The sequence below is a fragment of the Streptosporangium sp. NPDC049248 genome, from assembly GCF_040678965.1.
GTDB lineage: Bacteria > Actinomycetota > Actinomycetes > Streptosporangiales > Streptosporangiaceae > Streptosporangium > Streptosporangium fukuiense.
Window position 1 is genome coordinate 31,125 of record NZ_JBFAQY010000012.1, and the last position, 24,416, is coordinate 55,540.

The window sequence follows — 24,416 nt, forward strand, 5'->3', positions numbered from 1 at the left end:
TTTCCTAGAGATGGCGGGGTACGGGGTGGGAAGGTCGCTGGGGCGGCGGTTCAGGTGGTTCTGGGCCGCCTATGCGGTCAGCACGTTCGGCACGAGGTTCGCCTTCGACGCGTTCGCCCTGATCGCGATTCTCGCTCTGGACGCAGGGCCCACCGAGGTGTCGGTACTGGCCGCCGCGGGGCTCGCGGTCGGGGCTGTGGTCGCGGTGCCGCTCGGGCCGTGGGTGGAGTTCCGGCGCAAGCGGCCGGTGATGATCGCGATGGACCTGATCCGGTTCGCGGCGCTGTCGAGCGTTCCCGCCGCCTACGTGCTCGGCCGGCTGAGCCTCGCTCAGCTCCTGGTCGTCGCGGTCGTTGTCGGCGCGGCCGACATCGCCTTCACCGCCGCGAGCGGAGCATGCCTGAAGGCGCTCGTCCGGTCCGAGGACCTGCTCGTCGCGAACGGGCGGCTCGAGGCCACGACCTGGACCGCCACCGCGCTCGGGCCGCCGCTCGGTACCGCCGCGCTCGGGCTGGTGGGCCCGGTGACGAGCGTGGCGGCCAACGCGGTCGGCTTCCTCCTCTCGGCCGCGGGGATCCGCGCCATCGGCGGGCGGGAGCCACGTCCCGCGCGAACCGCCGCACCGCCCCGGCCTGGAGCCGGCGACCTGCTGGAGGGGTGGCGGTACATCCTCGCCAGCCCGGCGCTGCGCCCGTTGTTCTTCAACACCGTCCTGGTCAACGGCCTGATCATGGCAGTCTCACCGTTGCTCGCCGCCCTCATGCTCGGCGACCTCGGGTTCGCCCCCTGGCAGTACGGCCTCGCCTTCGGAGCACCCTGCGTCGGCGGTCTCATCGGCTCGCGACTGGCCCGCCCGCTCCTGGCGCGGTTCGGGCAGCACAAGGTCATGCTCACCGCCGGGACGCTGCGCGCGTGCTGGCCGCTCGGATTGGCCTTCATCGGCCCCGGCCCCGCCGGACTCCTCCTCGTCATCGCCGTCGAACTCGGGCTGATCACCTGCATGGGCGTGTTCAACCCGGTATTCGCCACCTACCGGCTCGAACAGCTTCCGTCGGACCGGATCGCCCGCACGCTGTCCGCCTGGTCGATCACCAGTAAGGCCACCATCGCGGCCATGACCGGACTGTGGGGCCTGCTGGCCGGCCTCACCAGCCCCCGCACCGCGATCGCGATCGCCGGTCTCCTGCTTCTGGCGACCTCGCTCCTCCTGCCTCGACACGGCGGGGCGGTGCGCGCCGACCTGCTGTGATCCGGCGCGCGGCGACGGGCGAGCGGATCGTTTTCGGCGGTGACGCGGGCGGCGGCAAGGAGTTCAGGGACGATGGAGCGCGACGGGCCGAAGCCGCCGTTCCGCCGCACCGGGCACGGCCCGGATCCCGGCGCGGGTCGCCGGTCAGCCGCGTGTGTCGAGCGGGACGTGCAGCGAGAGTTGCGAGGACAGGGCGCGGAGGAAGTCCGGGGCGTCGAAGACCGCGCCCGCGGAGGCGACGCCGGCGGTCCTGGTCCGGCCGGTGAGGATGAGGATGCGGTCGACGGCCTCCACCGCGAGCGGCGCGCTGATGGCATAGATGTCCTGACCCGCCACTTCCGCTCTGCGGCCGGCACCACCCCGCTGCAGTGGCTGCTGACGCAGCGGATCCGCCGCGCGCAGGAACTGCTGGAGAGCACAGACGACAGCGTCGACGCCATCGCCTCGGCCGCGGGCATGGGCACGGCGATGACTGGGCACGGCGACGACACTGCGCCGCCACTTCCACCGCACGATCGGCGTACCACCGGACACCTACCGTCGCACGTTCCGGGCATGAGGCCGCGGTCCTTTCTCGGTCGGCCGGTGGGGGCGAGCGGGCCGGTGGCCACCGAGGGAGGACTCATCGCGACATCTGTGATCGCGCACATGAGGACGTAGTAGGTCTCCTCCGATTTCAGTCCCTGGACGACCGCGCTCGTCTGGTTCGCGGGCACGTAGGTGACACGGCTGTGCGGGGAGGTGAGGATGGCGTGCTCGCGGACCGGCATGCCTCCCCGTTGGTCTTGGGAGCGGCCCAGGTCACCGGGTAGCGGCTCCTGCAACGCGGGCATCAGGATCGGCGACGGCGTCGTCGTCAACGGCCGGCTCGAGCTCACCCCTCGCGGAATCATCACCAGCCCATGACCCCGACCCGGGAGACATTCCCTGGCCGCGCCCGGGGCCGCCGGGGTCTCGGCCGCCGGCCGGAGCCGAGGTGTGGACGCGAGGTCAGCCGGGACCCGGACCGTACAGCACGGCCAGGTCGGCGACGGTGGCGGCCATCCGTTCGCGCAACTCGGGCGGCTCCAGCACCTCGATGTCCGCGCCCAGGCGCAGCAGCAGCCAGTGGGCGTGCCTGACGGACTCGGTCGGCAGGCGCAGCACCACCCAGCCGCGCTCGTCGGGCGGGCCCGCGGCGGCGAGCGCGGCGTCGGCGACCTCGGCGCCCACCGTGTACCGCAGCATCTTCTCGGTGCCGGGCGCCATCCGCACCAGTGCCTCGCCGGTGTACATCCGCTCACGGAAGTCGGCGGTATAGCGCTGCCAGAACCCGGGCAGGTCGAAGTCGGCGGGGCGCTCGAAACGCCCCGCCAGGAGTTCGGCGCTCACGATCCGCGCCACCTTGTAGGTACGCGGCCCTCCCTCACCGGCGACGGCCACCATGTACCACGACCCGCCCTTGAGGACCAGGCCGTACGGGTGTGCCAGGCGCTCGACGTCGCGAGGTCCCCAGCGGCGATAGGTCATGCGCAGCGGGCGCTGCTCCCACACCGCCTCGGCGACCTCCCCCAGGAAAGGGGTCGCGTCGGCGTCGCGATACCAGCCGGGCACGTCCAGGTGGAAGCGCTCGCGCATCCTGGCGGCGTGGAAGCGCGGTTCGGGGGGCAGCGCGGCGAGCATCTTCAGCTCGGCGTTCGCCGCCACCTCGGCCAGTCCCAGTTCGGCGGCGGGGCCGGGCAGCGCCGCCAGGAACAGGGAGGAGGCCTCCTCGGCGGTCAGGCCGTTGAGGCGGGTGCGGTAGCCGTCCAGCAGGCGGTATCCACCGGCGGGCCCGCGGTCGGCGTAGACCGGCACCCCTGCCGACGACAGCGCCTCAACATCGCGGTAGACCGTGCGGACGGAGACCTCCAGCTCCCTGGCCAGCTCGGTGGCCGTCACCTGCCCCCGCGTCTGCAGGAGCAGCAGGAGGGAGAGCAGACGACTCGCGCGCATGGCGGCCATTGTTCCGCACGTTTGCCAATCTCACACACACCATGTTCAAATGAACACGTGGAAGGTAACAATCGCATTCGCGCGATCATGTCGGCGCTACGCGCCAGCGACGCCGTCTCCGTCGCGGAACTGGCGGTCGAACACGCCGTCTCGGAGATGACCATCCGCCGCGACCTCGACGAGCTCGCCCAGCAGGGCGTGGTCAGGCGGGTCCGCGGCGGCGCGGTGAGCCTGCTGCTGCGCGGGGAGGAACCGCCCTTCGTGGTCCGCGAACGCGAGGCGGTGGAGGCCAAGCGGCGGATCGCGAGCGAGGTCGCGGCCCTGCTCTCCGACGGCGAGGCCGTGCTGCTCGACAGCGGCACCACTTCCCTGGAGATCGCCCGCGCCATCCGTGACCGCCGCCTGACGGTCCTGCCGCTCTGCCTGCAGGTGACCGCCGAGCTCAGCACCGCCCCCCGAATCCGCCTGGTGCTGCCCGGCGGGGAGGTCCGCCCCGGCGAGCTGAGCTTCACCGGCCCGCTGACCGAGAACGCCATCCGTTCCCTGCGCTTCGACACCGCGGTCATCGGTTGCTGCGGCCTGTCCGCCGAACACGGCCTCACCGCCCACGACCTGTCCGACGTCGCCGTCAAGCAGGCCGCGATCGCCTCCGCCCGGCGCGTGGTCGCGGCCACCGACTCCGGCAAGTTCACCCGCACCGCGTTCGGCGCGGTCTGCCCGCTGGACCGTCTCGACATGGTCGTCACCGACACCGCACTCCCCCCCGCCGAGCACGACGCCATGATCGCGGCAGGCGTCGCCGTCCGCGCCGTCTGACCCGCCCGGCCGGAGCCCCTGCCGCACGGCCCGAACCGCCCGACCTGATCCGCACCACTTGACTGGAGCCCTCCCCCATGCGCGTCACCCCCCTCGACCGGACCGCGCTGCTGCGCGGCCGGGTGGCGGTCTACCTGCTCTTCCTGCTCTCGGGCATGGCCATCGGCACCTGGACGGCACGCATCCCATCGATCAAGCAGGGACTGGGACTGAGCGAGGGCGAACTCAGCATCGCGCTGCTCGGCATCGCCGCCGGGGCGATCGCCGGCATGCAGGTGGTCGGCCACCTGGTCGACCGCTACGGCAGCGTCAAGGTGATGCTGCCGATGGCCTTCGCCCAGAGCGTGGTGCTGGTCCTGCCCGCCCATATGCCGAACCTGGCCGGCCTCGCCATCGCACTGTTCGTCTTCGGCGCGGCGCACGGCACCCTGGACGTCGCGATGAACGCGAACGCCGTCGAGGTCGAGCAGGCCACGGGCCGGCCGATCATGTCGTCCTTCCACGCGGTGTTCAGCATCGGCGGGTTTCTCGGCGCCACCACCGGAGGACTGCTCGCCCAGGCTTCGTTCAGCCCGGGAGCCACGTTCACCGCGGTCGCCGCGGTGATCGCCGCGCTCGCGCTCTGGGCGGCCCGCTGGGCGCTCCCCCTGACCGCACAGGCCGTCTCCTCGGGAACGGAACCGGCGTCCGGCAGAGGTGAAGGGGTGATGCTGCTGGGTGTCCTGGCCTTCTGCTGCATGATCGGAGAAGGCGCCGCGGCCGACTGGAGTTCCGTCTACCTGAACGAGAGCCTCGGCAGCTCCGACGGGTTCGCCGCGGCCGCCTACGCCGCCTTCTCGGTCATGATGACCGCCGGCCGGTTCGCCGGTGACAGGCTGGCCGCCTGGCTGGGACCGGTGAACCTGGTACGCGCATGCGGTGTGCTGGCCGCCTCCGGACTCGGCCTGGCTCTGCTGGCCGACCATCAGGTCGCCGCGGTGATCGGTTTCGGCTGTTTCGGGGCGGGCCTGTCCTGCATCGTTCCCCAGGTCTTCTCCGCGGCCGGCCGGCGCGACCCGGCTCGCGCCGGACAGGCGCTGGCCCGGGTGTCGAGCCTGGGCTACGCGGGATTCCTCACCGGACCCGTGCTGATCGGGGGTGCCGCCGAGCTGATGGGCCTGCCTCTCGCGTTGGCGATCCCCGCCCTGCTGGCTTTTCTTGTCGCTCTGGCCGCGGGAGCGCTCAGGACCACGCCCTTTACAAAGTAGATCAAAACAGTGGGCGTGTCCCGCGCCAGGCCACCGGGACACGGCGTCGCTGACCGGCCGAGCGAGATAGCGAGATACGGCCGGTCAGCGGCGGCCCCGTGTCCCGGGCCTTTCGAAGGGGATCAGATCGCGCGGAGCCAGACGGCGGTGTCGGAGGGGAGCCTGTCCCCCTCCAGCGGGCCGCTGGCCAGCAGGACCGACTCGTGCTCCGGCAGGGAGATCGACTCCGCGCCGAGGTTGACCACGCAGATCAGGCCCGACTCCCGGCGGAAGGCCAGCACCCCCTCCCCCACCTCCAGCCAGGCCAGCGTGCCGTCACCGAGCAGTTCACGACGGAGACGCAGCCCGGTGCGGTAGAGGGTGAACATGGACGCCGGGTCGGCGGCCTGTACCTCGGCCGTCAGCGCCTTCCACTCCGGCGGCTGCGGCAGCCACGGCTGCCCCGTACCGAACCCGAACGGCGGTTCGTCACCCGACCAGGGCAGCGGCACCCGGCAGCCGTCACGGCCGGGATCGGTGTGGCCGGAACGGGCCCAGATCGGGTCCTGGCGCCGCTCGTCCGGCAGGTCCTCCACCTCCGGCAGCCCCAGTTCCTCACCCTGGTAGACGTAGAGCCCGCCGGGAAGCGCCATCGCCAGCAGCGCGGCCGCGCGGGCCCGTCGCTCGCCCAGCACCGGATCCGACGGCATGCCGTGCTTGCGGTCGGCGTGGTCGAAGGAGGTGTCGGCCCTGCCGTACTTGGTCACCGGGCGGGTCACGTCGTGGTTGGACAACACCCAGGTGGGGGGCGCGCCCAGCGGGATGTGCGTGGCCAGGGTCTCCTCGATCGACCGGCGCAGCGCGGCGGCGTCCCAGGCGCACGCCAGGAAGTCGAAGTTGAACGCGGTGTGCATCTCGTCGGGGCGCAGGTAGAGCGCGAAGCGCTCCTGGTCGGGCAGCCACACCTCGCCGATCAGGATCCGATCGTCGTACTCCTCGGCCACCCGGCGCCAGCCCCGGTAGATGTCGTGCACGCCGTCGAGGTCGGTGTACGCCTCCTCCCCTCCCTCGCTGTCCATCTCCTTGACCAGCAGGGCGGCCGAGTCGATCCGGATGCCGTCCACCCCCCGGTCGAACCAGAAGCGCAGCACGTCGTGGAACTCCTCGACGACCTCGGGGTTGGCCCAGTTGAAGTCGGGCTGCTCGGGGGCGAACAGGTGCAGGTACCACTGACCGTCGGCGACCCGGGTCCACGCGGGACCGCCGAAGATCGACTGCCAGTCGTTGGGCGGCAGCTCACCACTCGCCCCCCGGCCCTCGCGAAACAGGAAGCGTTCGCGCTCGGGCGACCCGGGCCCGGCCTCCAGTGCCCGCACGAACCACTTCTGCTGGTCGGAGCCGTGGTTGGGGACGATGTCGGTGATCGTTTTGATACCCAGGGCGTGCGCCTCGGCGATGAACTCCTCCGCCTCGGCGAGCGTGCCGAACGATGGCTCGATGTCCCGGTAGTCGGCCACGTCGTACCCGCCGTCGGCCATCGGCGAGGGGTACCAGGGATTGAGCCAGATCGCACCGATGCCCAGGTCGGAGAGGTATGGCAGGCGGGCGCGAAGCCCCGCGAGGTCGCCGACCCCGTCGCCGTTGCCGTCGGCGAAGCTCCGGAGGTAGACCTGGTAGATCGCGGCTCCCCGCCACCATGCTTCGGGGTCCGGGGTCGCTCCCGGGAAGGTGCTGCCGGACATGCTGGAACAACTCCTTGCGGTTGAAAGTGGGTAACGAGGTCAGCCCTTGAGACTGCCGGCCGTGAGGCCGGCCATGATGCTGCGTTGGAAGATGAAGAAGACCACCATGGTCGGGATACTCGCGATCACCAATGAGGCGATCAGCACGTTCTGCGGCATCTGCGCCGAGAGCGAGGCGATGCCCACACTGATCGTCATCTTGTCCCCGTCCGGCAGCACGAGCAGCGGCCAGACGAAATCCTTCCAGACGTTGACCACCGAGAGAATGGACACCACTCCCAGGATCGGCCGGGAGACGGGCAGCACGATCGACCACAGGATGCGGGCCGGAGAGGCGCCGTCGATCTGGGCGGCCTCCAGCAACTCCCGGGGGATCGAGTCGAAGAACCGCTTGAGCAGGAAGATGAAGAACCCGTTGGCCGCCGCGGGCAACCAGATCACCCACGGGGTGTTCAGCAGGTCCCAGCCGAAGATCGGCATGTCCTTGACCGTCAGGTAGGCGGGCAGCAGGATGACCATCGGCGGGATCATGAGCGTGGCCAGCATCAGCGCCAGGACCACGTTGCCCAGCACCGGCCGCAGCTTGGACAGCGCGTAGGCGGCCGAGACGTCGATGGCCAGCGTGAACAGCCAGGCGCCACCGGCGTAGACGACGGTGTTGGTGAGGAAGAGCCCCAGGTCGAGCTGGTCCCACGCCTCGGCGTACACCCCGAAGTCGAAGGAGCCGGGAAAGAAACTCGGCGGGATCTGTGCCAGTTCCTCGGGGGTCTTCAGCGCGCCGGTGACCATCCAGTAGAGCGGGAACACGAACACGGCGGTGAAGACCGCCACCACCAGGGTCAGCGTGATCCGGTAGACCAGCCGCCCGCGCGGGGTGTTGAGCGTGTGCGGGGAGACCAGGCTGCGAAACTCCCTGGGCGCCTCCCTGGCCGCACGCGTCCGCCCGGCCTTCTTTCCCGAGCCCCGCTCCGGCGGCCGGGCGGGGGCGGGGCGAGGTGGGTGGACTGTGAGGTTCGGCATCGGCTCGGCTCCTCCCTAGCTCTGGTTGTCCCGCGACAGGCGCAGGTAGAAGGCGGAGAACACCATCAGCACGACCATGAGCATCAGCCCGAGCGCGCCTCCGGCGCCGAAGTCACCGAAGTTGAAGGCGTACTGGTACATGAGGTAGGCGACGGTGAGCGTCGCGTTCTCCGGGCCGCCGCCGGTGAGCAGGTACGGCTCGATGAAGACCTGCATGGTCGCCACGATCTGCAGCAGCAGCATCACCAGCAGGATCAGCCTGGTCTGCGGGATCGTGACGTGCCAGACCCTCTTGAAGAGCCCGGCACCGTCCAGTTCGGCGGCCTCGTACAGCTCACTCGGGATGCTCTGCAGCGCGGCGAGGTAGATCAGCGTGCCGGTTCCCAGGTTCATCCAGGTGGAGACGATCACGAGGGAGATCAGCGCGGTGTCCGTGGAGTCCAGCCAGCTCAGGGCCGGCAGGCGCGCCAGCTCCAGGATCTGGTTGAACAGTCCGGCGCCCGGGTCGTAGAACCACTTGAACAGCAGCACCCCGACGGCCGGCGGCAGCATCACCGGAAGGTAGACGATGAACCTCAGGTAGGCCCGTGCGTGTCGCAGCTCGTTGAGGACGATCGCCGCCACGAAGGGGATGACGTAGCCGAACACGAGTGCCAGGCCGGTGAAGGCGAGGGTGTTGAGCCACGCGTCGGCGAACGCCGAGTCCTCCGTCACGGTGCGGAAGTTCTCCAGGCCGACCCAGGTGGGCTCGTCGACGAAGTTCGTCTGCTGGAAGCTGAGCAGAACCTCCCGCACCATGGGGTACCAGGAGAAGAAGGCGAAGCAGATCAGCGCCGCGCAGAGGAACCCGTAGGCGGTCAGGTTGCGTTGCAGCCCACGCCGGAACGCCCCCGGTCCCCGCCGCCGTGCACCTTTCACGGTCATTGTGGTCATCGGTCGACTCCCGATTTCGACATGAATGCCGGGGTGCCGGCCGACGGACCGGCACCCCGGGAGGGCAGAAGATCAGCTCGACTTCGCCAGCACCTTGTTGGCCTTGGCCTCGGCGTCGGCCAGGAGCTTGTCGATGTCGGCGTCCTGCCTGGTCAGCACCGCCGACATGGGGACATCGAGGATCGCGTAGAGCTCCTGGGACTTCGGCGGCTCCAGCTTGTTCTGGATGGTCGCCGACCCCTCCACGAAGGGGGTGAAGTTCTCCACCGGCACCGTGGCGTTCGCCTTGCGCAGCTCGGTGATCTCCTTGCCCGGCGCGGCGTCGCCGTACAGGTCGGGGATCGGCAGGCCGACCGGGCGGCCCTGCTGCTTGCTGCGCGCGTAGTTGAACTGGCCCTGGCCCGGGGTCAGCTCATGGAACTCCAGCCACAGCATGGCGGCCTTGATCTTCTCGGGCGTGGCCTTGGGGTTGATCATGTAGCCGTCGCCGCCGTTGAGCGAGGCCCTGGCCTCGGGCAGGGCGGTGACCCCGTAGTCCTCGAACTTGCCCTTGAAGTCGTTGTTGACCGTCTGGACGACATCCGGGGCGCCGATCATCATGCCGAGTTTGCCGCCGCCCATCATCCGCATCAGGTCCTCCCACTGGAGGAGCTGCTTGGCGCCCATGCTGTCGTCGGTCCAGCGCATGGTCTTGAGGTTCTCCAGGACGGCCTTGCCCTCCGGGCTGTTGAACGCCGCGGTCTTGCCGTCGGGGGTGACCATCTCGCCGCCCCGCCCGTAGAGGGAGGCGGCGAAGTGCCAGCCGCCGGTGTTGCCGGCGCTGTACTCACCGAATCCGACATATCCGGCACCAAGTCCGGAGATCTTCTTCGCGGCCTCTCGCACCTCGGCCCAGGTCCTGGGCGGTGCGGCGGGGTCGAGACCCGCCTGGGTGAACAGCTTGCGGTTGTAGACCAGGCCCATGGAGTAGTTGTTCCTGGGAAGGCCGTAGATCTTGTCGCCTTCCTTGAAGATGCTCATGACGTCGGGCCGCAGGTCGCCCAGCCTGGTGACGCCGCCGACGTACGGGCTGATGTCGGCCGCCTGGCCCGCGGCGATGATCTTCTTGACATCGGTGTAGTAAACGTAGAAGACGTCCTCCATCGTGCCGCCGGCCAGCTTCGCCTGGAAGGTGTCCGGGTTGATGCAGGGGAAGGCGTCCTTGCTGTCGATCGTGATGTTCGGATGCAGTTTCTGGAACGCGGCGACGTCCTCGTCCCAGGCGGTTCGCTCCAGCGGGTTGCTCTTCGGCGGCTGGCAGCCGACGGAGATCGTGACCGGAGCATCGGCCCCAGCGGCGCTCGGACTGGTTTCGGCGGCCTTGGATCCGCTGTCGTCGCCGCCACAACCGGCGGCGGTGAGCGCGATGGCTGCGGCGAGCAGCATCGAGAGCTTGGGGGATTTCATCCGAGGCACTCCTTGGCGGGTCGGTTGCGAGAAACATATAGATACGTGCAGGAAGTAGCAAGACTCCGTCAGTTCAGATGCAAAAAAGTGACAGTGGTCGGTCAGCCATCTTGCCGTAACACTTCACCGCGAACCAAAACCCAACCTGACCTGCGGATATGTCGAGACAACACAGAATGACGTCATCCAGCTGCAAGAAGATGCTTGATGACGTCGTTTTCTTGTCAGAACTTTCAGAAAGCGGTTGCCTGAAGCCGCACCGCACGGGGACATCGGGGGAAGAGCCCCAGGCCGCGGGGAGCGGCGCCCGCTCCCCGCGGGGACACTCGAAGGAGCGCGCGGGCACGACGTGGCGAGATGGCCGTTTGAGCACACCACACCGTGGAAGCCGTAGCATCGACGGTCCACGAGGGGGAGACGATGACGGAGCGACTGGTGGTGATCGGCGGCGACGCCGCGGGAATGAGTGCCGCCTCCCAGGCCAGGGACCGGCGCGGGCCCGATGACCTGCGGATCGTCGCCTTCGAGAAGGGCGCGCACGCCTCCTACTCGGCCTGCGGGATCCCCTACCTGGTGGGCGGTGAGGTCACCGACGTCGAATCCCTGGTCAGCCGGCGCCCGGAGGTGTTCCGCGACACGCTGGACATAGATCTGCGGCTGCGCACCGAGGTCGTCGAGATCGACCTCGACCGGCGCGCGGTGGCCGTACGCGCCGAGGAGGGCGACCTCGGCTGGGAGCCGTTCGACCAGCTCGTCATCGCCACCGGCGCCGTGCCCGGCCGCCCCGACCTGCCCGGGGCCGGCGCCGGGGGCATCCACGGCGTGCAGACCCTGGACGACGGCATCGCGCTGCTGCGGGCCCTGGAGAGGGGGCCGCGCGAGGCGGTGGTGGTCGGCGGCGGCTACATCGGCCTGGAGATGGCCGAGGCGCTGGTGCGGCGCGGCCTGAAGGTCTCGCTGGTCGACGCCGCCGGCCAGCCGATGAGCACGCTCGACCCGGACATGGGCGCCCTGATCGCCGACGCACTGCGCGACCTGGGCATACGGGTGCACCTCGGTGAGCGCGTCGAGGGATTCGAGGAGTCAGGCGGGCACGTCACCGCGGTCCGCACCGAGAACCTGACCCTGCCGGCGGACCTGGTCGTCCTGGGACTCGGCACCCGGCCCAACAGCGCGCTGGCCAAGGCGGCCGGCATCGAGGTCGGCGAGACCTCGGGGATCAGGACCGACCGGCGGATGCGCACCCCGACGGAGGGCGTCTGGGCCGCCGGCGACTGCGTCGAGACCTTCCACCTGGTCTCCCGGCAGCCTGTCGCGATCGCGCTCGGCACCCACGCCAACAAGCAGGGACGTGTCGCGGGCATCAACATCGGCGGCGGCCACGCCTCCTTCCCGGGGGTCGTCGGCACCGCGGTGTCCAAGATCTGCGAGTACGAGGTGGCGCGGACCGGCCTGACGACCGCGGAGGCGGCACGGGCCGGGTTCGAGCCGGTCGGTGAGATCATGGAGTCCACCACGCGCGCCGGCTACTATCCCGGCGCCCGCCGGATGAAGATCAAGATGATCACCGACCGGGGGACGGGCCGGCTGCTGGGTGCCCAGATCGTCGGCCAGGAGGGCGCGGCCAAGCGCATCGACGCCCTGGCCATCGCCGTCTGGCACGAGATGACCGTGGAGGAGATCACCGGCCTCGACCTGTCGTACGCTCCCCCGTTCGCCCCCGTGTGGGACCCCGTCCTGATCGCCGCGCGCAAGGCGGCCGAACACCTCGAGCGGCTCGGCCGGAAGGGCTGATCCGCCGGGACGGCCCGGACGCCGCGGCCACAAGAAAATCCAGGTGGATGGTTGGGCCGGATGAGAGCGGGCAAGGGCGAGGAATCCAAGTCCCGATACCGACAAGGAGTAGCAATGCTCACATTGACGGACACCGCGGCCCAGGTAATCCGGGATCTCAGCTCGCAGGTGACGGACTCCCCCGAGACCGGGGTCCGCATCTCGTCCCAGAGCGACGGCACCGGATCGCTCATGCTCTCGATCGCCGAACACCCCGAGTCCGCCGACAGGGTGGTGGAGTCGGCGGGGGCACGGATCTTCCTCGACCCGCAGGTCGTGGACATGCTGGACGACAAGTCCCTGGACGCCGACGTCGACGAGGGCGGCGGCGTCGCGTTTCTCGTCACCGAACAGCCTCACTGACCATCCGCCGTAAATCCGGCGCACGTGCCCCGGTCCCCAGGGGGACCGGGGCACGTCCGTGTTCCCGGCGCGGGCGGGACCGTGGTCAGTACGGCCAGGTCCAGTCCCGGATCTCGGCGGGATCCTCTCCGTACTCGCGGGTGTGGGCGCGAGCGCTCAGCCGGCGGTCCATCATGTGCTGACGCAGATGCGCCGACCGCTCCGCCAGTCCGGGAACCCGGTCGATGACATCCATGACCAGGTGGAAACGGTCGATGTCGTTGAGCATGGCCATGTCGAACGGGGTGGTGGTGGTCCCCTCCTCCTTGTAGCCGCGCACATGGATGTTGTCATGGCCGTGGCGCCGGTAGGTCAGCCGGTGGATCAGCCACGGATAGCCGTGGAAGTTGAAGATGATCGGCTTGTCGGCGGTGAAGACCGTGTCGAACTCCGCGTCCGACATGCCGTGCGGATGCTCACTCGGCGGCTGCAACCGCATCAGGTCCACCACGTTGACCACCCGCACCCTCAGTTCGGGCAGATACTCGCGCACCAGGGCCGCCGCCGCCAGCGTCTCCAGCGTGGGCACGTCCCCCGCGCACACCAGCACCACGTCCGGCTCGGTGCCGGCATCGCTGCTGGCCCATTCCAGGATGCCCAGGCCCCGGGTGCAGTGCGCGATCGCCTCGTCCATCGGCAGCAGGTCCAGCACCGGCTGCTTACCCGCCACGATCACGTTGACGTAGTCACGCGAGCGCAGGCAGTGATCCGCCGTCGACAGCAGCGTGTTGGCGTCCGGCGGCAGGTAGACCCGCACCACCTCGGCCTTCTTGTTCACCACCACATCCAGGAAGCCCGGATCCTGATGGCTGAAACCATTGTGATCCTGACGCCACACGTGCGACGACAGCAGGTAGTTCAACGACGCGATCGGCCGCCGCCAGTGGATCTTCCGGCAGGCCTCCAGCCATTTGGCATGCTGGTTGAACATCGCATCGACGATATGGATGAACGCCTCGTAGCAGTTGAAAAGCCCATGACGGCCGGTCAGCAGGTACCCCTCCAGCCACCCCTGGCACAGGTGCTCGCTGAGCACCTCCATCACCCGCCCACCCCTGGCGAGGTTCTCGTCGGTGGGCAGGATCTCGGCGTCCCAGGCCCGGTCGGTGACCTCGAAGACCGCCGACAGCCGGTTGGACGCCGTCTCGTCGGGGCCCATCAACCGGAAGTTGTCGGGGTTGACGGCGATCACGTCACGCAGGAACATCCCCAGCACCCGGGTGGGCTCCGTCGACACCCGGGCGGGAGCCTTCACCTCGACCGCGTAGTCACGGAAGTCGGGCAGCACCAGCGGCCGCAGTAGCTCACCGCCGTTGGCGTGCGGGTTGGCGCTCATCCGCAGCGGCCCCTCGGGGACCGTCTCCAGGACCTCCGCCACCGGGTGGCCTCGGCCGTCGAACAACTCCTCCGGCCGGTAGGAGCGCATCCACTCCTCCAGCATCGCCAGGTGCTCGGGACTGTCGCGCACTCTGGTCAACGGCACCTGATGCGCCCGCCAGGTCCCCTCCACCGGCAGGCCGTCGACCTCACGCGGCCCCGTCCACCCCTTCGGCGTCCGCAGGACGATCATCGGCAGGCGGTCGGCCCGTCCCTGCCGGTAGTCGGCGATCTGGTCGAACACCCGCTCCAGGGTCTCGGCCATCAGCGTGTGCATGACCTCGGGGTCCTCGCCGGAGACGAAGTGCGGACGGTAGCCGTACCCCTCCATCAGCTTGACCAGTTCCTCCTCGGGGATCCGGGCCAGCACGGTCGGGTTGGCGATCTTGTAACCGTTCAGATGCAGGATCGGCAGCACCGCCCCGTCGCAGGCGGGGTCGAGGAACTTGTTGGAGTGCCAACTACCCGCCAGCGGCCCGGTCTCGGCCTCGCCGTCGCCGATGACGCAGGCCACCACCAGGTCCGGGTTGTCGAACGCGGCTCCGTAGGCATGGGCCAGGGCATAGCCCAGCTCACCGCCCTCGTGGATCGACCCCGGTGTCTCGGGCGCGACGTGGCTGGGTATGCCGCCGGGAAAGGAGAACTGCCGGAACAGCCGCTGCATCCCCCGAGCATCCTGCCCCACGTCCGGATATTTCTCGGTATAAGAGCCTTCCAGCCAGGCATGCGCCACCGCCGCGGGACCGCCGTGACCGGGACCGGCGACGTAGATCATGTCCTGGTCGCGTTCGGTGATGATCCGGTTGAGGTGGGCGAAGCAGAAGTTCAGCCCCGGCGTGGTCCCCCAGTGCCCCAGCAGCCTGGGCTTGATGTGCTCGGGTCGCAACGGCTCGGTCAGCAGCGGGTTGGCCAGCAGGTAGATCTGACCGACCGACAGGTAGTTGGCCGCGCGCCAGTAGGCGTCGACGTGCGCGAGTGCGTCCATACATCGACAGTTCCTCCATGGAGGCGTTCCAATCTCGACCTGGCGGACGTGTTCGCCCCGTGTGCCGGGCACGAGCGCCCCCGCACCGGGCCGGAGCCGAGATCTCCACACCACCGTGATCATCTGTGTCCTCTGTCCCATTACCGTATTGAGGTGGAATGTACGAAGATCTCCGTGGCGAGCCGATGGCGCCGTGGCGGTGTTCGAGGATGCGATGGTTCCCCTCGCCGGGAACGTCGGGAGTGAACGATGAGATTTGTCGGGTTCCGGGATGGTCGTCAGGTCCGGGTGGGAGTGCTGACCGGCACCGACCGGGTGGCGCCGCTGGCCGAGGTGAGCGAGTTCTACGAGGACCTGCCCGGCTGGACCGCCAGGGCGCGCGAGCTCACCACCGACGAGCCCGCGGGTGAGCTCGCGTTGGGCGAACTGAGCCTGGCTCCGGCGGTGACCGGTTCCGCACGGGTGCTGTGCGTCGGGTTGAACTACCGCGAACACGCCGCGGAAGGCGGTTTCTCCACCCCGGAGACACCGACGATCTTCGGACGGTGGACGACGTCGCTCGCGGTCGGCGGGACACCTGTGCCGGTGCCGCCGGACGAGGCGGGCCTGGACTGGGAGGTCGAACTGGTCGCGGTGGTCGGTGCGGCCATGCGGTGCGTGGACGCGGAGACCGCGCTCGCCGGGGTGTTCGGCTACGCGGTCTTCAACGACCTGAGCGCCCGGCGGGCACAGCGGCTGACCGCGCAGTGGACGCTCGGCAAGAACTCCGACCACAGCGGGCCGATCGGGCCCGTCGTGACCGCCGACGAGGTGGGCGACCCGGCCGGCGGCCTCCGGCTGGTGACCCGGGTCAACGGCGAGGTCGTCCAGGACGGCAACACAAAGGACATGATCTTCCCGGTCGGGCAGGTGCTGGCGCACCTGAGCCGGACGATGACGCTGCTGCCCGGAGACCTGGTGGCGACCGGCACCCCCTCGGGGGTGGGGCACGCACGCACCCCGGCGTGGTTCCTGCGACCCGGTGACGTGGTCGAGGTGGAGATCGACCGGCTGGGCTCGGTGCGCAACCCGATCGTGGCCTGGCCGGAGAGCTGAAACGACGTCGCGGGCGTGTCGGCCGGTGCGCTTCCAGATCGCGGTGCGCCGGAACGAGACGCCGTTCGAGGAGAGGAACCCCTGAGTGAGAATCGCCATCATCGGCGGAGGCCTCGGCGGGCTGGCCGCCGCCCTGCTGCTGCGGCAGGCGGGTGTCGAGGCGGTCGTGTACGAGCAGACCGCCGAGCTGCGTGAGGTCGGCGCCGGGATCGTGGTGGGCCCCAACATGGTCCGTCCCCTGGCGCGGGCCGGGCTCGGCGAGCGGCTGGCGTCCTTCGCCGTGCCGCTGGAGGCCGCCTGGGAGTTCCGGCGCTGGCAGGACGGCCGGGTACTGTTCTCCCAGCCGATGGGCGAGGAGTGCCGCCGGCTGTACGGCGCCGACTGCTACGTCGCGCACCGGGCCGACCTGCTCCAGATGCTGCTGGAGGCACTGCCCTCGGACGCGGTCAGGGCCGATCGGAGGCTGGAGACCCTGCGCCAGGACGGCCCCGAGGTCGAGCTGGTCTTCACCGACAGCCGGGGCGAGAAGACGACGGTGACCGCCGACGGGGTGATCGGCGCGGACGGCATCCACTCGGTGGTGCGGCCCGCGGTCGTCGCGGAGGAGCCGCCGCGTTTCTCCGGGCTGTGCGCCTACCGGTGCCTGGTCGAGGCCGAGCACGCGCCGGAGCTGGCGCTACGCCGGGTGCAGACGCTCTGGCTGGGCCCGGGCCGTCACTTCGTCCACTACCCCATCAGGGACAGAAAGCTGATCAACATCGTCGCGATCGTGCCCGCCGGCGAGTGGCGTGTCGAGTCGTGGACCGCCGAGGGACGGATCGAGGACCTGGCACGCGAGTTCGAGACCTGGGACCCGCGGCTGAGGCAGCTGGTCGCCTCGGCCACCGAGACCAGGCGCTGGGCCCTGTACGACCGCAGTCCCCTGGAGCGCTGGACGTCCGGGCGGGTGGCCCTGCTGGGGGACGCCGCCCACTCGATGCTGCCCTTCTTCGGCCAGGGAGCCGCCCAGGCGGTCGAGGACGCGGTGGTCCTCGCGAGCTGCCTGCGCGTCGCCACCCGCGAGACGGTGGCGCAGGCGCTGGTCCGCTACGAGGAGATCCGCCGGCCCCGGGCCTCGCAGGTGCAGCTGATGAGCCGAGGCCGCGAGGTGCAGAACCACCTGCCCGACGGGCCCGCCCAGTTGGAGCGCGACGCGGCCTTCGCCGGCGGCGATCCGCTCCGGCAGAACGCCTGGCTCTACGGCCACGACCCAGAGACGATCACGGCTGGCTGAGGCGGCCGGTACGCACGCTCCGGTACATCCCAGGCCCGGCGTCGGAGCCTCCGCCGGGCGGCCGGGGCGCTCAGCGGCGCGCCCGGCCGTTCACGGTCCGGCCGCGACCTCGTCCCGGGGCTCGGTGGACGTCACGGTGGACGTCGCGGTGGACGCCCTCGGCGGCGGCTGCCTCTCGGCGGCGGTGAGCAGGTCACGGGCGTGCATGATGGCGGCGGGGGTGTCGGGAAAGATCAGGCCGTCGTGCCGCAGATGGTCGGCCACACCGAGCGCGGCCAGCACCTGATCGTGACCGGGCCGGATGCCGGACAGCAGCACGGTGACGCCGCGGTGTTCCAGATCGGTGATCACCTCTCCCAGCACCCGCGCCCCGGTCGCGTCGAGAGTGGAGACCCGGGACATGCGCAGGATCACCACGCGCGTGTCGGCGACCTCCGACAGCTCCAGCAGGAACCGATGGGCGGCGGCGAACACCAGCGGCCCGTCGAACCGGTAGGCGACGATGTGCTCCCGCAGCAGCCGGTACTCCTCCTCGCTGTGGTCACCGCTCTCCAACGGCACCCGCTGCACCTGCGTGTTCCTGACGATGGCGCGCAGCGCCAGGACGATCGCCGTACCGATGCCGACGGCGACCGCGGTCACCAGGTCCACGGCGACCGTGACGACGAAGGTGAGCAGCATGACGAGCCCGTCACCACGTGTCGCGCGGGCGATGGCGCGCAGCGAGCCGACCTCGACCATCCGCACCGTCGTGGCCAGCAGCACACCGGCCAGCGCCGCCAGCGGGATGTGCCCGACGACTCCGGAGGCCGCGAGCACGATCACCGCCAGCACCACCGCGTGGCTGAGTGCGGCCAGCCGGGAGCGGGCGCCCGAGCGGACGTTGACCGCGGTGCGTGCGATGGCGGCGGTGGCCGGGATGCCGCCGAACAGCGGCACGGCCAGGTTGGCGATGCCCTGGCCGAAAAGCTCGCGGTCGGGGTGGTGTCTCTCGTTGACGCTCATCCCGTCGGCCACGGAGGCGCACAGCAGGCTTTCCAGGGCCGCCAGCGCGGCGACGGCCAGCGCCGAGGGAAGCAGCGCGGCTATCGCGCCGGTGTCGAGGAAGCCCAGCGAGGGGGCGGGCAGACCTGTGGGAAGCGCTCCGACCTGGGCGACATCAAGGCCGGCGAAGACGGTGACCACCGTCGCCAGCGCCACACCGATCAGCGAGAAGGGCAGGCCGGGCCGCAGACGGGTGCCGACCAGCATGAGGGCGGCCACCGCCACGGCCATCACCACGGGCACCGGGTCGGGGGCGGCGGCGAAGCGGGCGACGGCCTCGGCGGCCACCCGCCAGACCTGCTCCCCGTCCACTCCCGAGACCCCGAGGGCGGCGGGCACCTGCTGTAGCGCGATCACCACGGCGATCCCGGCGGTGAACCCCTCGATGACCGAGGTGGGGATGAACTGAACGTAGCGGCCGACCCTGGCCACCGCGAGCCCGACCAGCACCACCCCGGCCAGCAGTCCGACCATCAGCACACCGGGTGCGCCGAACTGGTGCACGATCGGCAACAGCACCACGGTCATCGCGCCGGTCGGCCCGGAGACCTGCAGGTTGCTTCCGCCGAAAACCGCCGCGAGCGCCCCGGCGACGATCGCGGTGACCAGGCCTGCCTGGGCCCCCATCCCCGAGCTGACCCCGAAGGCCAGCGCGAGGGGCAGCGCCACGACCGCCACGGTCAGCCCGGCCAGCAGATCCCGCCGCGGATCGCGACGTGCGGGTGTCCAGTCGGCGCGAGTGGGCAGCAGGTCCGACAGGCGGGCCCACCATCGCCCGGCGGCGGTGGACGCGCTCACCCGCGAGCCTCGGCGCGCAACTCGGCGAGCAGCTCACCCTGTTCGGCGAGCAACTCGGTCAGGATGGATCGCGCCGCGAACATCAGGGTGGCCACATCCGGGGTGGAGAGCACGTACACGACGGTGGCGCCCTCCCGGGTGGCGGTCACGAGCCCGGCACGGCGCAGCACCGCCAGCTGCTGGGAGAGGTTGGACGCCTCGACGTCGATGGCGCTCAGCAGATCCCGCACCGGCAGGGGGCCGTCCTGCAGCAGCTCCAGCACCCGGACACGGACCGGATGGCCGAGGGTGCGAAAGAGCTCGGCCTTGGCCTGGTGCAGTGGCACCGGCATGATCACGCGGCCCCGGCGACTGGCCCGCCACCGGGGGGTCGTACCTCGACGCCGTGCCGGGCGGCGATGCGCAGCAGGTTCTCCAGGCGCCCGGTCAGGACCTCGACCGCGTAATCGTCGGAGTCCCGGCGCATGAGCTCCAACTCGTCGTCGACATCGGCTATGCGCGCCCTTAACTCCGCCGCGAACTCGCTCTCGCTCACGCCCCCCACCTCCCGTGGATCAGGTCATCCCCCGGCGCCCGGTTTACCGGCACACCCTTCCTGATGATGTGCCAAATTGCATAATTCTTCAAATCGTAATGACGTTGGCTATGATGGCGGGAGCCGTTTGCCACAGATCCCCGGCCGGTCGGGCCCGATCAATGACGGATCGACCGCCAAGCGGGATACTTGGTGCGGCTACCGCGGGCTGACCTGCGGCGTCAGAGCGCGCCAGCCGGCGATGCGACAGTGACGAGAGGCCGAGCACGGCCTGCGTGAGGGAGTACAGCCAATGGGACGGGGCCGAGCCAAGGCGAAGCAGACAAAGGTTGCTCGCGAGCTGAAGTACAGCAGCCACAGCATGGATCTTGACCGGTTGCGTAAGGAGTTGGGCGCCGGTGACGATACCGCGCCGGAGAGCGAGGCCGACGACCCTGTCGGCGAGCCGACAGGCAGGTAGGGCTGGTTGCGCGGGACTTCGCGGATCGGGGGAACGGCCCGTGTCCCCGAGTACGACGGCGAATCCCGCGCAACATCCTGCAACATCATTGAGGCGACCTGGCAGAGCTGCTTACCGTCACGGTTGTGCGATACCGCCGCGACGGCGGGTCACACCCCCCGTACGGCGCGTCGACGGAGAGCTCTGGCGGGTCCCACCTCATCAAGACGGTGACCGGCTGCCCTTCCCCCCGGACGCCGGGATCCGCCAGTTCACACGCCGTGGCCCCGGGAAGAATCGCCGGCTCCCGCGAGGTCACGCCTCGCCGAGGCGGAAAGTCTCCCTGGGCCACGGCCACCACCCATCGCGTGCGCCGGAGAGTCCTTGACGAACCGCTACGGGGCCCAGTTCGGGCCCGACATCACCTTCCTCGGCGTCGGCCGGTGCTCACTGGACGACCCCGCCAGCTACGCGGGCGCCGACATCGTGATCGTGGGGGCGCCGTTCGACGGCGGTACCTCGCACCGGCCGGGAGCGCGCTTCGGGCCGCAGGCGATCCGGATGACCGACTACCTGCCGCACGACGGAGCGCGTCCCAGCCTGGCACTGCGCACCGACGGGCTGCGCGACCTGCGCGTCCTGGACGCCGGTGACGTCGAGATGCCGCCCGGCGACATTCTGGCCTCGCTGTCCGCGCTGGAGGCCGCCGTCGAGAAGGTGGCCCGAGCCGGAGCCATCCCGGTGGTCCTGGGCGGTGACCACTCGATCGCCTTCCCCGACGCCAAGGGCGTGGCCAACGTCCTGGGGCACGGCCGGATCTCGATGATCCACTTCGATGCCCACGCCGACACCGGCGACATCGAGTTCGGCTCGCTGTGGGGGCACGGGCAGCCGATGCGCAGGCTCATCGAGTCGGGGGCGCTGCGCGGCGACCGGTTCCTGCAGATCGGCCTGCGCGGCTACTGGCCGCCGCCGGAGACGCTGGACTGGATGGCGGAGCGCTCGATGCGCTCGTACGAGATGACCGAGATCGTGCACCGCGGCCTGACGGAGTGCCTCACCGAGGCCTTCGCCATCGCGACCGACGAGTGCGACGGTGTCTTCCTGTCCGTCGACATCGACGTGTGCGACCCGGGTCACGCGCCGGGCACCGGAACGCCCGAGCCCGGCGGCATCACCGCGCGCCAGCTCCTCGACTCCGTGCGGCGCATCTGCCTGGAGCTACCGGTCGTCGGAGTCGACGTGGTGGAGGTCAGCCCGCCCTACGACCACGCGGACATCACCGCAGCGCTGGCCAACCGCGTGGTTCTCGAGGCGTTGAGCGCCATCGCCCGGCGGCGGCGCGACGCCCGGGACGGTACGGCGTGGAACCCGCTGCTTCCGCTGCTCGCCGACCGCCCGGACCGCTGAGAGGTCTACCTGGTTCTCGGGCGGTTGCCCCACCTGGGCTTGCGGAACAGGTCGCGCCGCTCCAGCAGGTAGACGAGCTTGGCGGCCGCGAGCCTGACGGCCTCCTCGTGCCGGTGACGCTTCTGCGGTACGGCGGCGCTCCAGCGCTCAAGCAGCAGGGCGATCTCCTCGGCGAGTTCGCCGATCACCCGGTAGCGGGTGCTGAAGGCGTAGAGGTCCCCGTGCACCGCGTTCACCAGGTCCTCCTCGACCCGGTGGGCGAGCGGCCTGACCCGGCTGAGGATCCCGGCCTCCATCGCCGGGGTGACCGGCGCCCGGCGGGCGTCGCCCTCGGGCACCATGATGAGGGCCCGGATCCGTGCGACGGCCAGGGCACGCTCGGCCTGTGGGGTCGCGGAGTGCTCGGCGAGGTCCAGGAGGCGGCGGAGGGTCTCCTGTGTCTTGTCGTCGAACATGGAAACCCAATCCGCCTTCGCGTCCGATGTTCTCGCCTGACCGGGAGACCGGGTCTCGGCGTCGGCATCCGCGCATGCCGCGCATGTGCGATCACATGCTATTCGACCCGATGGGCACGGGCGGCTCCCGGTGTGCTCCCTGCTTCCCCCGAAGGTGGCCGCGGCCTCTCGCTCGCGGTGTCCGCTCCCGGCCGCCGGACGATCCTAAGGGGTGCATGGCAGGGTTTCACCCCTTTTGTCGAATCCGGTATCCGACAGCCCCTCAAGCCTGCTTTTTCCGTTAATAGCCTCACTTCTCGGTTTTTCTGCGAATACAGTCCAGCTCTATCGGACGGCGCCCCCTTCGCGGAAGGGCGGAGGAGAGTGGACGGGGTGGCTCACGGCCATGGATCCGATCGGTGACGATCTGCTCAGAATCATCAGACCGGAGATCGGGTACCGGGAGGGGCCCGGCCGGCACAGCAAGTTCGGTGAGTGGTACGCGGCCAACGTGGTCCAGGACCCGCAGTACGAGACGGCCCCGTGGTGCGCGATGTTCGTCGCCTGGGCCGCGGAACGGGCGGGCGTACAGCGGTACGTCGGGCAGTTCGCCTGGACCCCGTCACAGGCCCGCTGGTTCGAGACGAACGGCGCCTGGTCGCGGACGCCCGAGCCGGGCGCCCTGGTCTTCTTCGACTGGTCGGGCGGCAAGGACATCAAGGGGATCGACCACGTCGGTGTCGTCGAGAGCGTCGAGGGTGGAACGATCCACACCATCGAGGGGAACGTCGACCGGGTCTGGTTGAAGCGCAAGACCCGCGACCAGAGCAAGGTCGTGGGCTACGGCCTGCCGCGCAAGGTCAAGGAGCAGCTGGCGAAAAAGGACGACACCGCACCGCAGCAGAGCGGCCGGATCGAGGTCCGCCCGGCACTCGCCCCGGCCTCCACCGCCCTGACCGACGCCTCGGGCACGCTCCCCGTCTCCATGGAGACGGCCGTGGTCGCGGGGCTGCTGACCTTCGTCCTCGGCACGTCGTTCGTCCTGTCCCGGCTGCGTCCCCGCGTCTCGGCGGGACGGCACCGCAGGAGGAACGGGCGGGCGGACCGGCGGACCGGCGGAGCGTCCCGGGGCGGGGCCTCGCTCTTTCCGGCCGGGGCGTCCGAACAGGATCGGGCCGGCGGCCCGAAGACGCTCCGGGTGAGCAGACCGGACTGGGCGCACGAGCCGTACCGCGCGGATCGCCCGCGGTCCGTCACCGGTCTTGCCCCCGAGACCCCCGCCCCCAAGACCCGAGCCCTCGAGACTCCGGCCCCCGAGGCGGAGGCGCGCCGGGCCGCGTGACCTCCCGGCCGGCGAGCACGGACTCGCGGTTGATTAATAAGGTTAGGCAAAGCTAAGTTACTGGGAACGGCACTTCCCAGTAAAGGCGGCATGATGACAGCGGGCGGCGAGCAGACCCTGGAGCGGGCAGCGGGGGTTCCGGTCTACCGGGGCCACCACGTGGAGGTTCTGCGGACGGCACGGCTCAGCCCGAGCTTCGTCCGGGTCACCTTTGGCGGCGAGGACCTGGCGGGCTTCGCCGACAAGGGCTTCGACCAGCGGATCAAGGTGATCCTCCCGCTGCCGGACGGCAGCCTCACCCCCCTGGGCGACGGGGACGACTGGTACCAGCGGTGGCGTGCGCTCCCGCAGGAACTGCGCAACCCGATCCGCACCTACACCGTCCGCGCCGTCCGGCCGGAGCGGCGCGAACTCGACGTCGACTTCGTCCTGCACGGCGAGACCGGCCCCGCGTCCCGGTGGGCGACCCGCGCGACCCCCGGAGACCGGGTCGTGGTGGTCGGTCCCAACGCCGCCTACCCCGGCCCCACCGGCGGCCAGGAGTGGGCGCCGCCCGCCGGGGCGACGCACCTGCTGCTGGCCGGGGACGAGACGGCCGTGCCCGCCATCACCACGATCGCCGAGTCGCTCTCCGGTTCCGTGCCCGCCACGGTGCTGCTGGAGGTCCCCGAGGCCGCCGACGCGCTCACCCTCGACGTCCGCCCGGGTGTGCGGGTCACCTGGCTGCCCCGCGACGGGGCCCGCCACGGCGACCTGCTCGTTCCCGCCGTCCGCGACGCCCTGGGCGCACTCGCCGTACCGGCGGGCACCGCCCCCGATGCCGCCGCCCCGCTGGAGGACGTCGACGTCGACGCGGAGATCCTTTGGGAGGTCCCGGACTCCTCCACGACCGGCGGCCTGTACGCCTGGCTGGCGGGCGAGGCGGGAATGGTCAAGCTGCTCCGCCGCCACCTGGTACGCGAGGCGGGGATCGACCGCTCCTCGGTGGCCTTCATGGGCTACTGGCGGCTGGGACGCGCGGAGAGCGCCTGACCCCGGCGGCA

23 protein-coding genes are annotated in these 24,416 nt (G+C 70.4%); 12 read left to right on the forward strand and 11 right to left on the reverse strand.

Annotated elements, in window-relative coordinates; all coding sequences use genetic code 11:
• Positions 1-10: 10 nt before the first annotated feature.
• The gene (locus AB0K21_RS22485) at positions 11-1,249 is read left to right on the forward strand and encodes an MFS transporter (RefSeq protein ID WP_364152788.1); all 1,239 of its coding nucleotides are present in this window, start codon (positions 11-13) and stop codon (positions 1,247-1,249) included.
• A 144-nt stretch (positions 1,250-1,393) separates the two neighbouring features.
• Here AB0K21_RS22485 and AB0K21_RS22490 read toward each other — a convergent pair whose 3' ends face one another.
• Positions 1,394-1,729: a hypothetical protein gene (locus tag AB0K21_RS22490; protein ID WP_364153094.1), complete on the reverse strand. Its 336-nt coding sequence runs from the start codon at positions 1,727-1,729 to the stop codon at positions 1,394-1,396.
• On the opposite strand from AB0K21_RS22490, the gene AB0K21_RS22495 reads away from it, so the two are divergent.
• Positions 1,625-1,909, forward strand: coding sequence for a hypothetical protein (locus AB0K21_RS22495; protein WP_364153079.1), 285 nt, complete (start codon positions 1,625-1,627; stop codon positions 1,907-1,909). The two genes, AB0K21_RS22490 and AB0K21_RS22495, sit on opposite strands and share 105 nt — an antisense overlap.
• A gap of 330 nt (positions 1,910-2,239) precedes the next feature.
• Here the strand turns inward: AB0K21_RS22495 and AB0K21_RS22500 are convergent, their stop codons facing one another.
• Positions 2,240-3,223 carry a YafY family protein gene (locus tag AB0K21_RS22500; RefSeq protein WP_364152791.1) on the reverse strand — a complete coding sequence of 328 codons (984 nt, stop codon included), beginning with the start codon at positions 3,221-3,223 and terminating at the stop codon, positions 2,240-2,242.
• Positions 3,224-3,280: 57 nt separating this feature from the next.
• Between AB0K21_RS22500 and AB0K21_RS22505 the strand changes: the two genes are divergently transcribed.
• Both AB0K21_RS22505 and AB0K21_RS22510 read left to right on the forward strand, forming a co-directional pair.
• On the forward strand, positions 3,281-4,039 hold the full coding sequence (locus AB0K21_RS22505; protein ID WP_364152794.1) for a DeoR/GlpR family DNA-binding transcription regulator: 759 nt from the start codon (positions 3,281-3,283) through the stop codon (positions 4,037-4,039).
• Positions 4,040-4,116: 77 nt separating this feature from the next.
• A complete protein-coding gene (locus AB0K21_RS22510; RefSeq protein WP_364152797.1) occupies positions 4,117-5,286 on the forward strand; it encodes an MFS transporter in 1,170 nt (389 codons plus the stop codon).
• A 122-nt stretch (positions 5,287-5,408) separates the two neighbouring features.
• Here AB0K21_RS22510 and AB0K21_RS22515 read toward each other — a convergent pair whose 3' ends face one another.
• From AB0K21_RS22515 to AB0K21_RS22530, 4 genes are all read right to left on the reverse strand, one after another.
• Complete coding sequence (locus AB0K21_RS22515) at positions 5,409-7,007, reverse strand: glycoside hydrolase family 13 protein (protein ID WP_364152800.1); 1,599 nt, start codon at positions 7,005-7,007, stop codon at positions 5,409-5,411.
• Positions 7,008-7,046: 39 nt separating this feature from the next.
• Positions 7,047-8,027, reverse strand: coding sequence for a carbohydrate ABC transporter permease (locus AB0K21_RS22520; protein WP_364152803.1), 981 nt, complete (start codon positions 8,025-8,027; stop codon positions 7,047-7,049).
• 15 nt (positions 8,028-8,042) lie between these two features.
• A complete protein-coding gene (locus AB0K21_RS22525; protein ID WP_343973396.1) occupies positions 8,043-8,960 on the reverse strand; it encodes a sugar ABC transporter permease in 918 nt (305 codons plus the stop codon).
• A 72-nt stretch (positions 8,961-9,032) separates the two neighbouring features.
• Positions 9,033-10,406, reverse strand: a complete 1,374-nt coding sequence (locus tag AB0K21_RS22530; protein ID WP_364152807.1) for an extracellular solute-binding protein — start codon at positions 10,404-10,406, stop codon at positions 9,033-9,035.
• Between the two features lie 420 nt (positions 10,407-10,826).
• Here AB0K21_RS22530 and AB0K21_RS22535 point away from each other — a divergent pair, with 420 nt between their 5' ends.
• Complete coding sequence (locus AB0K21_RS22535) at positions 10,827-12,200, forward strand: FAD-dependent oxidoreductase (protein ID WP_364152810.1); 1,374 nt, start codon at positions 10,827-10,829, stop codon at positions 12,198-12,200.
• 114 nt (positions 12,201-12,314) lie between these two features.
• The gene (locus tag AB0K21_RS22540; RefSeq protein ID WP_343973386.1) at positions 12,315-12,602 is read left to right on the forward strand and encodes a Fe-S cluster assembly protein HesB; all 288 of its coding nucleotides are present in this window, start codon (positions 12,315-12,317) and stop codon (positions 12,600-12,602) included.
• An 85-nt stretch (positions 12,603-12,687) separates the two neighbouring features.
• Here the strand turns inward: AB0K21_RS22540 and AB0K21_RS22545 are convergent, their stop codons facing one another.
• Positions 12,688-15,003: a phosphoketolase family protein gene (locus tag AB0K21_RS22545; RefSeq protein ID WP_364152814.1), complete on the reverse strand. Its 2,316-nt coding sequence runs from the start codon at positions 15,001-15,003 to the stop codon at positions 12,688-12,690.
• Positions 15,004-15,252: 249 nt separating this feature from the next.
• On the opposite strand from AB0K21_RS22545, the gene AB0K21_RS22550 reads away from it, so the two are divergent.
• The gene (locus AB0K21_RS22550; protein ID WP_364152817.1) at positions 15,253-16,098 is read left to right on the forward strand and encodes a fumarylacetoacetate hydrolase family protein; all 846 of its coding nucleotides are present in this window, start codon (positions 15,253-15,255) and stop codon (positions 16,096-16,098) included.
• 85 nt (positions 16,099-16,183) lie between these two features.
• Complete coding sequence (locus AB0K21_RS22555) at positions 16,184-17,371, forward strand: FAD-dependent monooxygenase (RefSeq protein WP_364152820.1); 1,188 nt, start codon at positions 16,184-16,186, stop codon at positions 17,369-17,371.
• A gap of 90 nt (positions 17,372-17,461) precedes the next feature.
• Here the strand turns inward: AB0K21_RS22555 and AB0K21_RS22560 are convergent, their stop codons facing one another.
• The 3 genes from AB0K21_RS22560 to AB0K21_RS22570 are packed head-to-tail and all read right to left on the reverse strand — an operon-like array spanning position 17,462 to position 19,748.
• The gene (locus AB0K21_RS22560; protein WP_364152823.1) at positions 17,462-19,213 is read right to left on the reverse strand and encodes a SulP family inorganic anion transporter; all 1,752 of its coding nucleotides are present in this window, start codon (positions 19,211-19,213) and stop codon (positions 17,462-17,464) included.
• Complete coding sequence (locus AB0K21_RS22565) at positions 19,210-19,545, reverse strand: metalloregulator ArsR/SmtB family transcription factor (RefSeq protein WP_343973370.1); 336 nt, start codon at positions 19,543-19,545, stop codon at positions 19,210-19,212. The genes AB0K21_RS22560 and AB0K21_RS22565 overlap by 4 nt, the downstream gene beginning before the upstream one ends.
• Positions 19,546-19,547: 2 nt before the next feature.
• The gene (locus AB0K21_RS22570) at positions 19,548-19,748 is read right to left on the reverse strand and encodes a hypothetical protein (protein ID WP_364152826.1); all 201 of its coding nucleotides are present in this window, start codon (positions 19,746-19,748) and stop codon (positions 19,548-19,550) included.
• Between the two features lie 292 nt (positions 19,749-20,040).
• Here AB0K21_RS22570 and AB0K21_RS22575 point away from each other — a divergent pair, with 292 nt between their 5' ends.
• Entirely contained in the window at positions 20,041-20,208 is a 168-nt protein-coding gene (locus AB0K21_RS22575; RefSeq protein ID WP_084195352.1) for a DUF3073 domain-containing protein, read from the forward strand.
• A 363-nt stretch (positions 20,209-20,571) separates the two neighbouring features.
• A complete protein-coding gene (speB, locus tag AB0K21_RS22580; RefSeq protein ID WP_343973359.1) occupies positions 20,572-21,597 on the forward strand; it encodes an agmatinase in 1,026 nt (341 codons plus the stop codon).
• A gap of 5 nt (positions 21,598-21,602) precedes the next feature.
• Here the strand turns inward: speB and AB0K21_RS22585 are convergent, their stop codons facing one another.
• Positions 21,603-22,052, reverse strand: coding sequence for a hypothetical protein (locus tag AB0K21_RS22585; RefSeq protein WP_030911451.1), 450 nt, complete (start codon positions 22,050-22,052; stop codon positions 21,603-21,605).
• Between the two features lie 385 nt (positions 22,053-22,437).
• On the opposite strand from AB0K21_RS22585, the gene AB0K21_RS22590 reads away from it, so the two are divergent.
• Together AB0K21_RS22590 and AB0K21_RS22595 are read left to right on the forward strand one after the other, a co-directional pair.
• Positions 22,438-23,373, forward strand: a complete 936-nt coding sequence (locus AB0K21_RS22590) for a CHAP domain-containing protein (protein WP_364152830.1) — start codon at positions 22,438-22,440, stop codon at positions 23,371-23,373.
• A 90-nt stretch (positions 23,374-23,463) separates the two neighbouring features.
• Positions 23,464-24,405 carry a siderophore-interacting protein gene (locus tag AB0K21_RS22595; protein WP_364152833.1) on the forward strand — a complete coding sequence of 314 codons (942 nt, stop codon included), beginning with the start codon at positions 23,464-23,466 and terminating at the stop codon, positions 24,403-24,405.
• The last annotated feature ends 11 nt before the right edge of the window (positions 24,406-24,416 follow it).

Coding starts and splice junctions, on each gene's coding strand:
- AB0K21_RS22485 (WP_364152788.1), top strand. CDS start 11: ATGGCGGGGTACGGGGTGGGAAGGTCGCTGGGGCGGCGGTTCAGGTGG.
- AB0K21_RS22500 (WP_364152791.1), bottom strand. CDS start 3,223: ATGCGCGCGAGTCGTCTGCTCTCCCTCCTGCTGCTCCTGCAGACGCGG.
- AB0K21_RS22510 (WP_364152797.1), top strand. CDS start 4,117: ATGCGCGTCACCCCCCTCGACCGGACCGCGCTGCTGCGCGGCCGGGTG.
- AB0K21_RS22515 (WP_364152800.1), bottom strand. CDS start 7,007: ATGTCCGGCAGCACCTTCCCGGGAGCGACCCCGGACCCCGAAGCATGG.
- AB0K21_RS22520 (WP_364152803.1), bottom strand. CDS start 8,027: ATGCCGAACCTCACAGTCCACCCACCTCGCCCCGCCCCCGCCCGGCCG.
- AB0K21_RS22525 (WP_343973396.1), bottom strand. CDS start 8,960: ATGACCACAATGACCGTGAAAGGTGCACGGCGGCGGGGACCGGGGGCG.
- AB0K21_RS22530 (WP_364152807.1), bottom strand. CDS start 10,406: ATGAAATCCCCCAAGCTCTCGATGCTGCTCGCCGCAGCCATCGCGCTC.
- AB0K21_RS22535 (WP_364152810.1), top strand. CDS start 10,827: ATGACGGAGCGACTGGTGGTGATCGGCGGCGACGCCGCGGGAATGAGT.
- AB0K21_RS22540 (WP_343973386.1), top strand. CDS start 12,315: ATGCTCACATTGACGGACACCGCGGCCCAGGTAATCCGGGATCTCAGC.
- AB0K21_RS22545 (WP_364152814.1), bottom strand. CDS start 15,003: ATGGACGCACTCGCGCACGTCGACGCCTACTGGCGCGCGGCCAACTAC.
- AB0K21_RS22550 (WP_364152817.1), top strand. CDS start 15,253: ATGAGATTTGTCGGGTTCCGGGATGGTCGTCAGGTCCGGGTGGGAGTG.
- AB0K21_RS22565 (WP_343973370.1), bottom strand. CDS start 19,545: ATGCCGGTGCCACTGCACCAGGCCAAGGCCGAGCTCTTTCGCACCCTC.
- AB0K21_RS22575 (WP_084195352.1), top strand. CDS start 20,041: ATGGGACGGGGCCGAGCCAAGGCGAAGCAGACAAAGGTTGCTCGCGAG.
- AB0K21_RS22585 (WP_030911451.1), bottom strand. CDS start 22,052: ATGTTCGACGACAAGACACAGGAGACCCTCCGCCGCCTCCTGGACCTC.
- AB0K21_RS22590 (WP_364152830.1), top strand. CDS start 22,438: ATGGATCCGATCGGTGACGATCTGCTCAGAATCATCAGACCGGAGATC.
- AB0K21_RS22595 (WP_364152833.1), top strand. CDS start 23,464: ATGATGACAGCGGGCGGCGAGCAGACCCTGGAGCGGGCAGCGGGGGTT.